The following is a 15,392-nucleotide window of genomic DNA, read 5'->3' on the forward strand; positions in this document are numbered from 1 at the left end:
CCAGTAGCGCTAAAGCCTGATGCTGTTTGGTTTTGACCGTTATAGGTCGTATTTAAACTATTCGCCATTACAGTCGCTTTGGCTTTGGCAATATCCAATGCACCATCGACAAAGGTCAGATCATAGTTTTTATCAACGCCATTGGCTTTATTCGTGTAACTGCCTGCGTCTTTAGCCGTTACGGATGCTGTTACACCTGTCAATACCGAACTATCTTCGCCATTGACCAAACCTATTGCGCTAAAGCCAGTAGCTGTTTGGTTTTGTCCGTTATACACAGTGTTTAGACTATTTGCAGTGATTGTTGCTTTGGCTTTGGCAATATCTAAAGCCCCATCGACAAAGGTTAGATCGTAGTTTTTATCGACACCATTGGCTTTATTCGTATAACTGCCTGCGTCTTTAGCCGTTACAGATGCTGTCACACCTGTCAATACCGAACTATCTTCACCATTGACCAAACCTGTTGCACTAAAGCCTGATGCTGTTTGGTTTTTGCCGTTATAGGTCGTATTTAAACTATTCGCCGTTACAGTCGCTTTAGCTTTGGCGATATTCAATGATCCATCAATAAAAGTCAGATCATAGTTTTTATCAACACCATTGGCTTTGTTCGTATAACTGCCTGCGTCTTTAGCCGTTACGGATGCTGTCACACCTGACAATACCGAACTATCTTCACCATTCACCAAACCAGTAGCACTAAAGCCAGCAGCTGTTTGGTTTTTGCCATTATAAACAGTTGATACGCTATTCGCCGTTACAGTCGCTTTGGCTTTGGCGATATTCAATGATCCATCAATAAAAGTCAGATCATAGTTTTTATCGATGCCACTGACTTTATTCGAATAACTGCCTGCATCTTTAGCGGTTACGGATGCTGTGACACCTGTCAATACTGAGCTATCTTCACCATTGACCAAACCTGTTGCAGTAAAGCCTGATGCAGTTTGGTTTTGTCCATTATAGGTCGTATTTAAACTATTTGCCTTTACAATGGCTTGCGCTTTGTGAATTGTGGCACTTAAACCTATAGGCTGAATAAAAATATAATTTCCAGCATCCAGACCTGTTAAGTTATAGCCTGTTACGATCACAGACCTAATTCCTGCATTCTTATCTGTAAATGTTCCTATACCATTACCACTCAATCCAACAAAATCTCCTGCAATTGGATTGATTGAAGCAGTGCCATTTATGGTTGCATTAGACAAACCATCATAGGTTTTATCTGCAATACTTATTCCATTAATGGTTAAAACTGCAGGCGTTATATTAGCTTTAAGATTTGTCGGCTGTAGCAATGTGTAATTTAAAGCATCTGTTCCCGACAACGTAAAACCTGAAACAGTGACATTTTTATCATTACCGACATTTTTGTCAGAAAATAATCCAATTCCAGTTCCAGACAACGAAATAGAATCACCCGATATTCCACCTACAATACTTGCATTTCCTGTTAATGACGCAGATTTTGATGCGTTATAAACTTTGTTTACTGCACTTAAACCACCGACATTTAAACTCTTTGTTGTTATTGTCAGTGTTCCTGATCCACCATTGTCTTTATATATAACATCATTACCAAATTGTGTTGTATTTGCCCCTGTAGGAACGCCACTGATCAAGATTGAACCATCATTTAAACTATAAACACCTGCATTTTTACCGGTTGTTTTATAATTTAGTCCTGAAACTAGCGTTCCTGAAGCAATCACCCCATCATAAGTTTTGTTAGCAAAATTAGCGACGACTTCTGTGACCAAAGGTTTTAGGAAATGACGTAGTAAGGGAGCAGATCTACCTTCATAAATACGCCAAATTTTACCAGTGCCTCCGGCATCATCAATATCCCAATCTGCAAAAGTTGAAATTTGTTGAAGTTCTGCTGTGGTTTTTCCTACACCACCAGCACTGCTTGTTCTTCCAGAAGTACTGGTGTTCCAGAAACTATTTGTGGTTATACCATTACCGCCACCAACAAGACCACCAACATACTGATTTCCAATGACATTACCTGAAGAATAAGTCTTATCAACATTTCCTCCATTAAAACCAACTAATCCACCAACATATTGATTTCCAATCACTGTGCCTGTGGCATAAGAATTATTGACTGGTCCCGAAGTTCCTCCAACTAATCCACCAACATAATTATTTCCTGTCACTGGACCTGTTGCAAAAGAAGAACTGATTAGCCCATCGCTATAACCAACCAGACCGCCAATATAGTTATTATTTGAATATTTCCCTTTTACAGTCACATTGGCATATGAGTTTAAAATATTGCCATAATTAAAATTCCAGCCAACCAATCCACCATACTGTTCAGTATTTCCTGTGACCAGCCCTGTATTGACATAGGCATTATTAATTGTGCCCAGATTAAGCCCAACCAAACCACCAGTTTTTCCATAACCCGAAATACCAATATTAGTCAGCCCAACATTTTGTATCAGTGCATCCTGATGCGTAATCGCAAACAAGCCGATCCCCTGATACATAGATTCAATACTGAGCCCATCAATCGCATGACCTAATCCATCAAAACGTCCCCGAAAAGACTGTTGTGATAGATCCATTGGGCTTAAATTTGCATTATAAAAGCCAATTGGGTCGAAACCTGTATAACCATTCCATAGCTCCGAACTGCTGGCATCTATGTCTGCACCCAACACATAATTACCACTTAGGTTACCGTTAATGCCTTGTAAATCTTGACTTGTAGTTGAACCTTGTGCGCCCAAAGCCGTAATGACTTGATAGTTAATCGTGGCTGCCGTTCCTTTTTGGGTACTAAAGTTCTGCCCTGCCTTTAAGTTTATTTTTGCGCCATTATTAATATAATAATTTGCGCTGGTATTGGCTGTATTTTGCCCATAAATCAAATTAAGTTTGCCACTATTATTGGTCGCTGTAATGTTGGCATTAATATTAATGTTATTTTGTGCATTTAAAGTCAGGCTAGTCGCACTCCCCCAAGTCACATCAGCATTAACATTGATATCACCCTTTTGATTACCCGTAGTGCTGGTTAGTAATATGACATTACTGGTTGCAAGACTGCTTGCTAAAGTGGTTGCACCAATGCCACTACTACTTGCTGATGCATTACCCGAATTAATACTGAAATCTGTAGGGTCGATTAACCAATTTCCTGTTTTTCCACTGTCTGATCGAGTGGACACAGCCGTAGTTTGATCGATCTTAACATCAGCTGCCGAGGTTTCAATAAATCCACCATCCTGACCATTTTTTCCTTCAGCTTTCAGTACACCGCTCACAGTGGTTGTGCCAGTTTGCATATCACCCAGTAGAATAATTTCGCCTTTGGCATTTTGACTTAATCGGTTGGCTTCGATAATGCCTGAATGATTCACAACGGCTTTACTTAAACTGTCTTTGGCTTTTGCAGTTAAATAGACTGCGCCATTATCAGCAAAAATTGCTCCTCCATTGTCCACCAAACCTTTAAGTACTCCTTGATCCACTTGGTACTGGGTCAGTGAACCATCTTGTAAAGCAAGCGTGACTTGACTAGCGGATGATAAGTGCGTAGTCCCATTCGGTGTGGTAATAGAACCTGTATTTTTAACATTCGGCGCAATCAGTGCGACTGTTCCACCTTGTGAAGTTTGAATAGCGCCATAATTTTCTATACTTGCATGACTATTGGCATCACCTTTTAAAGTGAATTGACCATTTTGAATATCATGGTCCGTGAGTGCTAACGTTGAAGCAACCAATCCCCCAACATTCACTTGAGCGGTTTTAGAGAAAACCACACCATTAGGATTGAGTAGAAACACCTGACCATTGGCATTTAAACGCCCCATGATTTGCGAAGCATTACTGTCTAATACATGGTTAATTGCGACTGAAGATGCATTATTTTGGTTAAAATTGACTGTCGCATTTTGACCAATGTTAAAGCTGTTCCAATTGGTGCTCAGTGTTTGACTACTTTGATTAATATTCAGGGTATGCCCATTTTGAGAAATCGTTGCCGAACCAGAATTAATTTGAGCGCCTGTCGGTAACTCGATATTTGAAATCGCAGCCTGTACAGATAAAGGCAACAGTGCTAATCCAAATAAAATCAAAGCGGATACTTTTTCAACAATCCCCATTGTCTTATTTTGATCAGTGACTGTACTTTGTGAAGGACGATGATTCTTGGCAAGTTCTGAAACGGCTTGCCAACATCCAAGTTGTGCATTCCAGATGACTTTGTAAATTTTATTCATGATATGCCCAAATGTAATAGATTAAATATTAACCATCTAAACATAACTTTACATAACTAGATATACCTGAAATCAGTGATTTTTAAAGATTTTTTAATAAAAACTACATAGTTTATTTAAATAAATTTACACAAAATAAGACTTAATTTACTGTAAAATCACAATACATAAATTAAGTCTCGTTTTTATAAAAATCACAATAAAAATATTTATTCTATGAAGTTTGCTGAGTTAAATTGACACATTCAATTAATTGATTGTGTAATTTTTCTAGATTTGCTTTTGGATCAAGCCACCATTCCACTGTCCACAATTGAATCACAGTCCAACCGAGCCCGATTAATACAGAAGGACGTAATTGATCTCGATCTCGTGCAGTTGCAGCTTTGGCATAATCATCCCCGTCTACCAAAATACCTGTTAAATACTGACCAGCAACATAAGGGTTTTGGATAGCAATATCTATACGGCTATCTCCGCTGCCTACTGCCAAGTCAACTTTCCAACCTAAATGCTCTAATTGAGCTTTTAAATACAGCATGAGTTCATCTTTAGCCTTTTCTTTTTCAAGTGTTTGCGAGTAATACGCCATTTGCCCAGTTTGTGCAAAACTCAAGAAATCTTTTAAATCTCGCACCCCCTCACTATTGGTTCGAGACAAATCAATCTGGTCTGGACGCAGTGTTGAGAAAACATGTAGTCCTTGACGTGCACGTGTAATCGCAACATTTAAACGGCGTTGTCCGCCTTGACGATTCAATGCACCAAAATTCATCAGTAATTTACCCAGTTGATCGGGCGCATAAGTGATGGAGAAGATAATAATATCTCGTTCATCACCTTGAACATTTTCCAAATTTTTCACAAATAATGGCTCAAAGCCATCTCGGCTAAGTTGCTCTAATTCAGGACGTTGCGCCAATTCGTTATCAAGCAAATCTTCAATTAGTTTTTGTTGAGTAATATTGAATGTCACCACACCAAGCGTTTGTTTAATCTCTGCAGTCAGTTGCTTCGTTAAATGTTGTAGAATAAACTGTACGATTGCCTGAGCCTCAGCTTTGTTGGTTCGTGTATCACCCTTGTCATATACACCTTCAACAGCGTGCAATTGAATTGCCTTATCTTTTGCAACAGGTGCAGGAAATGTCAGCAACTCACCTTTATAATATTTTTGATTACTAAACTGAATTAGGCTTTCATATCGACTACGATAATGCCAATTCAATACCAGTTCTGGTAATTGTGCAGCTAAACACTCATCTAAAATACTTTCCAAATCTTCGGTAACGTCTTCATCGACTTCTTCGGTATCTCCTTTTCCAAAGAAACTGGTGGGCGGCATTTGTTTATTGTCACCAACAACAATCGATTGTTCTCCTCGTGCAAGTGCACCAATGGCATCCCAAACAGGGATTTGCGAAGCCTCATCAAAAATCACCACATCAAATTTAGACTCAGGATCAAGATATTGGGCAACCGACAATGGACTCATTAACATACATGGCTTGAGTCCAGTAATCACATCTGGAATCTGTTTGATGAGTTCTCGTACTGGAATATGTCGACGCTTTTTGCCCAACTCTTTGTTGAGTAATGCCCATTGCTTTTTAAACTCATCAGGGTTCTCAAAAATTTTATGCAAACGTCGGGTAATTTCCTCACTGGCAAATTGTTGATGTTCACGATCCTGTTGTGAAAATTTAAGAATTTTTTGTTGATGTAATTCACCATTAAATTGGTTGAGTTCAGGATGTTTACTAAACTGTTGAACAATCCATTGACGTGCAAGATTGATATCCACCAATAACGCCACATGATCTTGGACTAATTTTGCATCAAAAGACGAAGAGGTTTGAGCTAAGCAATGTTGTTCTAAGTATGCGCTAAAACGAGCCAAACCTTGTTGTTGAAGTTGTGTTTTTAAACCTTGCCAATTTAACCAATGACGCCATTCATTGATCATATGTTGCAAGTTTTGTTGACGTAACAGTAATTCTGTAAATAAAATTTGAGGATATGCGGTTAAATTTTCTGTCTGAATTTGCTGATCTGGCAATAACAGTGCATAGCATTGCTGTAATTCTTCAATATGTTGTTCAGCTTCAAAGTGCTTCTGTTGACTTGCGAAATCCAATGCTTGTAATAATACCACTGGGCTTGAAATACGATCTGCAAGTTGGTTTTTGAATTGTGTCCAAGCCTGTGCCATATTTTCAAACTGTGCCCAATCTGTTTTTTCACCTTGCCAATATGTCTGCAGTTTTGCGCCTAAACTATTTTCAAGCGCTTTAAACTGTTGCTGATGATTTTGAATATTGATCAACAGTGGCAAATCATTTTCTACCACCATAGCAGAAGGGCGCTGTTTATCAGTGTGATAACTACGCATCAAGTTTCTTAACTGATACTTACCAAACCAAGACCATGGCCAAAACTTAGCAGAAGCTTCTCGCCATTTAAAATCTATCTGTTTTAATTCAGCTTGGTAAATCGATAAATCATATTTAAAAATTAAACGTGTCTGGCTTTGTACGATTTCTGTTGTTACCGCTTTGGCTTCAGAAATTTGACGTATGTCTAAACCATCAATAATTTTCAGCAGTTTCAAATCATATTGTTGACTGAATGCAAATATTTTTTGGTAGATCTCTAGATCAGCTTGAAGCTGCTGTAAATTTTCTGCTTGTTTGAATTGGCAAGCATCTTGCCAAACATGTAACGAACGATGTATTTGAGGAATTAATTCTGCTATACGTTGTTGGTTGTGCTGATACTGATCTTGCCACAACAGATTCCAGAAATTCGGAGAACTCCCTTCAGCAAATCCATTCAGAGTATCTCGTGCGTTGCTCGAAATTTGCTGATACTGCAACCATGCTTTGACAGCCAAATCTTTTAAGTGTGAACGTGCTTGATGGGTCAATTGTTGAATATTGAGATCAAAACGCAATGTTTCGATCTCTCTATGTAACAACTCTTCACTCATGGCATCAAATAAACTCCATCCTATTGAATGTTGTTGATGCAAAATCTGCACATGCTGATTGAGCACATCACGGCTTTCGACCAAATGCTGTGAAAGTACTTGCCACTCTTGTTGGGTTTCTTTTTGGGTGATTGCGTAAGGATTATTGTTATTTTCTGCACGTTCACGAAGCTGATCAAGCACTTCTATTTTTTGTGCTTTGGCAGAATGAAGCTGTAAACACAGATGTCCTAATCCAATTTGATTCAGTCGTCGATACACCACATCCAATGCTGCCATCTTTTCAGAGACAAATAGTACGGATTTACCATCTGCCAAGCATTGCGCTACCATATTGGTAATGGTTTGTGACTTTCCTGTTCCTGGCGGCCCAGAAAGTACAAATGTTCGCCCTAAAGCCGCAGACATTACGGCTGCAAGCTGTGAAGAATCCGATGACAATGGTGTAAATAGCTGCTTGGGTTGATATTTTTGATCAAGTTCAGCGGGATGTGGAAAAGCATCTTGTTTTTTAAATGGCTCGCGTGGCGTTTCAATCAAATGATGAACCACAGCTTGTTCTTTTAACTGCTGTATACGTAAAGAAAGATCTCGCCACATTAAGTATTTTGAAAATGAAAACTGACCAATCGCGGCTTCAGTAGTCACCTCCCAGCCTCGCATATTGACCACAGCTCGGCGAACAATTTGCAAGACGGCATTAACATCTACCCCTGATCCATCTGTCGGTAGCGGGTCCAATCCACTGATTTCAATTTCAAAGTCCTGTCTTAACAATTGCAACAGGGTTGAATTAAAACGCGGCTCATCATCATACATCCATAAACGATAACCAGACTTTGCCGACTCTCGTGTCATCCGTACAGGAATTAACAAAAGTGGTGCTTTAAACGTTTTCTGAGCTTTCTCTGACTCTTTCCACTCTAGAAAACCAACTGCCAAGAATAAAGTATTTGCCCCACCTTCTTCCAAAGCTGTGCGTGAGGCGCGATATACTTCCACCAAACGCTTATTTAAGGTGTCGCTGTCTAAGCCACTAAATAGCAATTGGCGATGTAGGTTTTCATCAATATAGTTTTGGACGTGTTGGGCTTCATTTTCACGAGTGACTTCTTTAAGAGAAATATAATCCACACTTTGAAAGAAAAACCCTTTATTCTCAGCCAAAGCATCTTCTAAAGAAGCTAAAGTTTTCTCAGAACACTGTAAGGGAATACTTAAACGGTTATCTTTAAAATTTAATAACTTATTTCTTAAACTTAAATCCAGTAAACGTCTTAACCATCGCTGAACACGCGTTGCAACATTTTCATTTGCATCCATAACCGCATATTCAGGTAAAGAAGCTGCTGTCCATGTCATCTCATCCTGATCTAAATTTTGCACGACATCCAGCTGTGTTGAAATAGGACGTACACCACGTAAACGACTTTGCCGAATATCCACAGCAACATAAAACTGTTCGATTTTTTCAGCATCATGTAAATATTGTTGTGCTGAAGTTATGGCTTGTTTCAAACTTGCTTGTGATGTTAATAAGGTGGTTTCAATAAAAGTAATTGCACCAAGCTCCATATACTTACGCAAGTTTTGAAGATCATCAATTAAAACATCAACAACAGGGGTTTCATGTAACCATACCCCGATAAAACTGTGACCTTGGGCAATCATCACGATGGGATCAAGCCCAATTTGCTCAATCAAAGAGCTCATCAACATGGTGCTATCCAAACAACATGCCATTTTTTCATCTAAAATTTGTTTGGCAAAACGAATACGCTGCCCATGTTGGATATAACTTGCAGGATTCACAATATAATGTAAATTCTGTTCATTTAATGCCTGCCAAATTGCATTCAGCTGATTTAAAACTTGTTCAGGGCTTTTATCCGAGTAACCATTTAGACTGCCTAAATTCTTTTGCACTAAGTATTCGCTAGCACGTTTAAGAATAGGTGCTAAAGAAGCTGCATTTGGTTGTGAGAAACAGGCTAAAAGTTCAAGTGGCTGTTTTTCTCCACCCCATGTATCAACTGTAAGCACTTCAATATCTTGCTGTTTCACTGCTAACAGCTGATCATCTGAATCCAACCATTTTAAATTTAAATAACCTTTTATATTTTCATTCAGATGAAGTAAAAAATTGAGATCAAAATTAAGTTTAGGATTACTGAGATAGATGTTTTGATCTTTATCACTTTTACCGATTCGAATCTCAGTGGGTTGAAAAAATGCAGGATGAGATTCAATAATAAGCTTACTTTCAGAAAGCTGCTTACTTCCAGTTAAAGAAATATGACGAATTAAAGGAATTGCGTTTTGCTGAAAAGTAAAATTTAAGCTTGAAGTCGCATCGAGAGAAATTTGAAATTGATCTTATTCCACAACATCTGACATGAAAATTGTAATCCTAGAATTTTTTTGATTATGAACTTAGTGCCTTACTCTATACTAAATCTATCTCAATAAAAAAGCACCCGTAGGTGCTTGTTGTGTATATTTCAATTAAAACAAAACTTGCTGTGAATTTAATAACTCAGCAATCGCATCTGTAGAGAATATGGTCGTACTTGGTAAATTATTCATGTATTGATCAACAGTTTCCGAGGTTGAATTCATTATATTTTCACTTGTCGTAGCACTGTGCTTCATTGCACTTTCAATCACATCCTCAATCTGTTGCTCTTTAGGCTCTAAAACAGAAGCATCCAAAAATAAATCATTTACAGAGGTCTTATGATCAGTGTCTAAATGAGTTTGAATAGAACCATCAGTTTCAGCAGCTGTTTGCAAAAGCTTTGCAATATTTTCACTGGTTAAATCAACACGATTCGTTTCTGTATGTGGCGGCATGCTTTGGAGCAAAAAGTCACGATTTGCGTAAGAATCAGGATTCAGCTCAGCATTGACAATATTACTGGATAAAGAATTACTGGCTAAAGAAGCATGAGAATCTGCCGAGTTTTGATCCATTACTGAATATTCGTCAGCCAGCGCTACCTTCACGCCCACTTCAACCACCGTAAATGAGCGCGCATCACTCATCAAACTGGTATTTCCAGCCTTATCCGTTTGTACGCTGGTAATGCTATGTGCTCCCAGACTTAAATCATAATCGAAACTGAATGACCATTTACTGTCTGCGCCAACCGTAACTTTTCCAACAGCTTTGTTATTGTCATAAATAATCAATGTTGCACCTGCTTCACCCGTCCCCGAAATCACTGGGCGTTTATCATCGGTGTTGCCATTGGCTGCAATTGAACCTTTGCTTTCACCGACATCATCTACCACATCTGTAATTTTAGGGCTTGCTGGTGGCGTGACATCTTTAGTTCCTGTTACCGATGTAACTGCTGATTGATTTCCAGCTGCATCTGTTGCATATACACTCCCTAATTTTGCCTCAGTCAAAGCGCTTGAAAGCGTGACCGTATAATTTCCATTGGCATCTGTCGTTGCCGTACCCAGCAGTTTATTCGCACTGTCATAGACGGTAATTTTAGAATTCGCTTCTGCTGTTCCTGTAATGATAGTGCCTTCAGCATTTAAACTGGCTACAGGTTTTTCAGGGGCTAAGAGGTCTTGCCCAGGTTTAATTTCAATGGCTTTAGATTGATTTCCGGCTGCATCCTCAATGATAATTTTACCTGATTGGTTGGTTCCCAAAGCAGGCGAAATTGTTATATTGAATTTCCCCTGTGCATTGACTGTACCTGTTGCAATTACAACACCTGTTGAATCTTGAATGATGACTTTGGCATTGGCTTCTGCAGTACCGAGTATGCTCGTTCCCTCTTTATTGAGTTCATATTTCGGTTGATCTGGCGCAATCGTATCTTTGCCCAATTCTATTTTGTGCTGTTCGGATTTATTCCCTGCTGCATCAACCGCTTCAACAGATCCTATTTGACCTGCGGTCAAAGCAGGTGAAATTGCAACTGAAAACACGCCTTCGGTATTGGCTTTTGCTGTTCCAATGAGTTTACCTGATGCATCATAAACATTGATGATTGCATTGGCCTCAGACTTACCTGTGACAATGTTTCCTTGATCATTTAATTGCGCCTGAGGTTCTACAGGTGCAATGGTGTCCTTTGTTCCAGTGACTTGCGTATAGCCCGATGAATTTCCAGCATCATCTTTGGCTTTAACGTAATAACTATTATTATTGACCAATGCTTCAGGCAATGTTACTGAATACTGACCATCTTTATCCACTTTGACCGTGACAATGACTTTTTCATTTTTGTCTACCACATAAATTGTGGCGCCCGCTTCGGCTGTACCACTGATTTTCGTACCCTCTGCATTGATTGTTGCAGTTGGTGTTTTCGGCGCAGTGATGTCTGGTGGTGAACTCGATTTATTATCTCCATTGTCAATCAGTGCCAAGCCTAATCCGATTGCCGAAAGGACCCCTAAACCAGCTTTAGCAGCGCTTGAGGAAAAAAGCTCAGAGATTGAAAAATCTGAAGATGATGCTGAAGTTGACTCATAAGCACTCAGTTGTTGCGCAGGAACAGTATTTGCACCTTCGTATAATAGTGAATCTAATTTTTGCAGCCCCGTGTAATGAGTGAATTTGCCCGTATCATCAAATTGTGCAAGGCTAAAAGTTCCATCCGCCTTCGGAAATGCCAAAGAGTGCACTGTGGTTGTATGGGTCTGGAAAAAACCCTCTAAAACAATCTGTTCACCATTTTTCAATGTCACAATGAGCTTATCACCAGATTGTTCTAGCGTTTTAACATCTTGTTGTGTTACCCCAATTTGAATAATTGAGGGTCGATCTAAAATTACCGATTTGGATTGAGTATCTTGCAATAAAGTTTGATCTTGTTTCGCGGCAACGACTATTCTTGTCATTTATATCCTCAATTCATTTAAAGTTTATTTTTTTGAAATTATACAGAAACCCTATATAGACACCAATGCATTTTAATCACTACTCAACCATTTATAGTGCTCTGATAAATAAGCGATAAGTAGATAGAATTCATTTGCTTAAAAAATAAATTTTAACGTTCAATAGAATAAATTGATATTAAATCCAGTGGATCATTATTTTTTAATAAAATGTCAAACTGAACTTAACATACAGCTTGTGCAAATTGGGGTGCATCATCCAAAATTTCAAACCATGCTGCTTTATTCTCAGTAAATGCATGTGACATAATTTTTGCCTTAACAGCTTCATTAATGATTCCAACACGTAATCGAACCACATCGGGTAAATCTAAACGCGCACTGAATAAGGGCGAAGCACAGTGTTTACAGAAAACTCTTTTTTTATTAGTCGTTGCATAATACTCCCCCAATAATTCTTTGCCTTGAACAATGTCCAAGTCCTTACTGTAAATTGGAGTAATTGCAACAAATGCAGAGCCTTGTGCTTTCTGACATTGTTGACAATGACAAACAAATATTTCGGCAATTTCACTACGGATTTTAAATTGAATGCCGCCACATAAACATGAAGCTGTATACATATTTTTTTCCTTGATGAATGTTTGTATTATTTATTGGTAATTAAATGGATAGTTTGAAAAAAGTGCACTATCTATTTGCTTAACTGCTTGCTCAAATTGAGCAAATTCATTATCAGTGATTGATCTATCGATATATTCTTCACATTCTTGCAACAACAAAGCAAATTGTAAAAATTGAAAAAAATTAATCTGCATTGACTGAAGTGAATGGAAATTTAAAGCATCCGTAAAGCCTAAATCATGATCATAAAAGAGTATCTCAAAACTTTGCCGATCCATAAACCATTCATCACCTTGTCCAGTTCTTCCAATCATCCATACTTGTCTTGAAAGTATTGGAAAATTTTGTGCTAAGTATTGATTTTCCTTGAGTGCTTTTTCATATCCAAACAGATGAATATCCGCTGTGATTTCAGTATCAGCACATGTTTTTAGAAATTCGACATAGTTTAGATCTTGAGGAAAAGAACTGACCTCTGGAATTATTTGCCGACAAGGGTTCAAGTGTTTAAAAATATCATCTAAATTATTTTGAAGTTCAAACATAGGGCAAACTCAACCTGAATATTTAGAGTTTGTATCTTTCAAGCCGGCATCTTGTGCCCGATACGACTTTAATGCTTCGATTTCTGTATAAATAAGCTGTTGTAATTGATCTCTAAATAGAATCATATCATCCATGGTTTCAATCTGATCAATCGCTAAACGTGGCATAAATTTAAAATAAAAAGGAATGCGTTTCGGGATAATATGTTTTGGAATTGAAGGAATCACTTCACCATGTCGAAGAAAACGGTCAATTTTGGGATTGGACAATATTTTGTTAAACCATTTCTGTTGAAGTAAGACATTGACATCAAATGCTAAATCAAAAACCTCATCTCCGCCTAAAGCCACAAAAGGTGCAATTTCATAGCCAAACTCTTGTGCCAACTTTAAAAAACCGAAACGCTGTTTCCAAATCAATTGATAAGCTTCACCTTTGCGTTTAATGACCTCTCGCCCACCGCCTGGAAAAACCAGAATTGAATAGCCCTGACGCATTGCTGCTTTAGCATATTCTTGAACACCATCAATGCCCCCAACACGCTTTACCACCTCTTTCCAAACTGGGATATGAAAGTGCATATGATCAGCTAGACTCACCACAGCAATCTTATGTTCAGTAAATAAATAGTCGATCAAAATCGGAGAATCAAGTACGCCATAAATAGTGTGATTCCCAACATACATGGCTGGTTTATGGGGTACGAGGTTTTCTGTGCCTAAAAATGTTGGACGAAAATAAAAGCGTTGTAAACTACTGATCAATCGGATCAGTTTAGCATTGTGTCGTATTTTTAAAGTTTTATCGGTCATGTTGTATCTCTACAAACTGATTTTCAACATTTTTAATCTGCCCATTATTCAATTTAGAAGCTTTTTATGGAAACTTGATTAACAATAAATTGCTTTAGACTTCAGGCAATCACTCCCCCTTTATTAAAGACGGAGTGAACAGCTATTTTTACTAGGTTGATTTAAGCAACATGCTTTTGTACAAGGATTGAACCTACAGAATAGCCAGCCCCAAATGAACAAAGTACGCCATACTCACCATCATTGACCTGATCAGCAGTACGATGCAATGCGATAATCACACCCGCAGAAGAGGTATTGGCAAACTCGTCCAAAATAATGGGTACTAATTCTGGATCAGCTTCTGCAACCTCACGCCCAACAATCAGTTTTAGAATTAATTCATTCATATTGGCATTGGCTTGATGCAACCAGAAACGTTTAACGTTTTCAGGTTGAATACTGTTTTTTTCCAATTGCGTAGAAATGATTTTTGCAACCAATGGGCAAACTTCTTTGAAAACTTTACGACCATCCTGACGAAATTGTTTATCGTCGCGAGACGTTAATTCAGAGCCATTTAAAAATCCAAAGTTATTACGAATATTATTCGAGAACTGGGTAAATAAATGGGTATCTACGATTTCAAAACCTGTTTTGGTTTCAGTTTCTTCGATAATCGAAGCTGTAGCCACATCACCAAAAATAAAATGACAGTCACGTGAACGGTAATCCGTATGCCCAGAGGTAATTTCAACATTGACCAATAACACACGGCGAGCACCCGTTTTCACAGCATCATAAGCTTGTTTTAAACCGAAAGTCGCCGCTGAACATGCTACATTCATATCATAAGCATAGCCTTGGATACCAAGTGCAGTTTGAATTTCAATCGCAACAGCAGGGTAAGCACGCTGTAAATTTGAACAAGCAAGAATCACAACATCAATATCTTCTGCTGTAACACCAGCATTTTCCATCGCTTGTTTTGCTGCGATTACGCCCCACTCTGCCTGAATAGAAAGCTCTTCATCAGAACGCTCTTCAAGACGTGGTCTTAAACGGTTAATGTCCAATACACCTGATTTCTCAATCACATAGCGGCGCTTCACACCTGATGCTTTTTCAATAAAATCTGCACTTGAACCACGACGTGCAACAACTTCACCAGCTTCAATTTTTTCAGCATTTTCAGTGTTAAATTGTTCCACATAAGCATTTAAACAATCCACCAACTCTTCATTGGTAATCACTTCTTCAGGATGGTACAAACCTGTACCAGTAATACGGATGCCCATGTAAAACTCCTTTTCTCAATTCACAAAT

Annotated in this window: 7 protein-coding genes; all 7 read right to left on the reverse strand. The window is 38.4% G+C overall.

Annotated features, from left to right (window positions below):
• Positions 1 to 4,247, reverse strand: a 4,247-nt coding sequence (locus tag F938_RS05180; RefSeq protein ID WP_005030013.1) for a two-partner secretion domain-containing protein, incomplete at its 3' end; no start/stop codon positions are given.
• Between the two features lie 214 nt (positions 4,248 to 4,461).
• Positions 4,462 to 9,600, reverse strand: a complete 5,139-nt coding sequence (locus tag F938_RS05185; RefSeq protein WP_322783452.1) for a DUF4011 domain-containing protein — start codon at positions 9,598 to 9,600, stop codon at positions 4,462 to 4,464.
• 141 nt (positions 9,601 to 9,741) lie between these two features.
• Positions 9,742 to 12,105 (reverse strand): Ig-like repeat protein Blp2, encoded by a 2,364-nt coding sequence (gene blp2, locus F938_RS05190; RefSeq protein WP_005030017.1) that lies wholly within the window; start codon positions 12,103 to 12,105, stop codon positions 9,742 to 9,744.
• Positions 12,106 to 12,329: 224 nt separating this feature from the next.
• Complete coding sequence (locus F938_RS05195) at positions 12,330 to 12,728, reverse strand: GFA family protein (RefSeq protein WP_005030019.1); 399 nt, start codon at positions 12,726 to 12,728, stop codon at positions 12,330 to 12,332.
• Positions 12,729 to 12,758: 30 nt separating this feature from the next.
• Complete coding sequence (locus F938_RS05200; RefSeq protein ID WP_005030021.1) at positions 12,759 to 13,274, reverse strand: hypothetical protein; 516 nt, start codon at positions 13,272 to 13,274, stop codon at positions 12,759 to 12,761.
• Between the two features lie 9 nt (positions 13,275 to 13,283).
• On the reverse strand, positions 13,284 to 14,087 hold the full coding sequence (locus tag F938_RS05205; protein WP_005030024.1) for a lysophospholipid acyltransferase family protein: 804 nt from the start codon (positions 14,085 to 14,087) through the stop codon (positions 13,284 to 13,286).
• Positions 14,088 to 14,248: 161 nt separating this feature from the next.
• Entirely contained in the window at positions 14,249 to 15,364 is a 1,116-nt protein-coding gene (locus F938_RS05210) for a beta-ketoacyl-ACP synthase III (RefSeq protein ID WP_004831494.1), read from the reverse strand.
• Positions 15,365 to 15,392: the final 28 nt, after the last annotated feature.

Source organism: Acinetobacter bereziniae LMG 1003 = CIP 70.12, assembly GCF_000368925.1.
GTDB lineage: Bacteria > Pseudomonadota > Gammaproteobacteria > Pseudomonadales > Moraxellaceae > Acinetobacter > Acinetobacter bereziniae.

Coding starts and splice junctions, on each gene's coding strand:
- F938_RS05200 (WP_005030021.1), bottom strand. CDS start 13,274: ATGTTTGAACTTCAAAATAATTTAGATGATATTTTTAAACACTTGAAC.
- F938_RS05210 (WP_004831494.1), bottom strand. CDS start 15,364: ATGGGCATCCGTATTACTGGTACAGGTTTGTACCATCCTGAAGAAGTG.
- blp2 (WP_005030017.1), bottom strand. CDS start 12,105: ATGACAAGAATAGTCGTTGCCGCGAAACAAGATCAAACTTTATTGCAA.
- F938_RS05205 (WP_005030024.1), bottom strand. CDS start 14,087: ATGACCGATAAAACTTTAAAAATACGACACAATGCTAAACTGATCCGA.
- F938_RS05195 (WP_005030019.1), bottom strand. CDS start 12,728: ATGTATACAGCTTCATGTTTATGTGGCGGCATTCAATTTAAAATCCGT.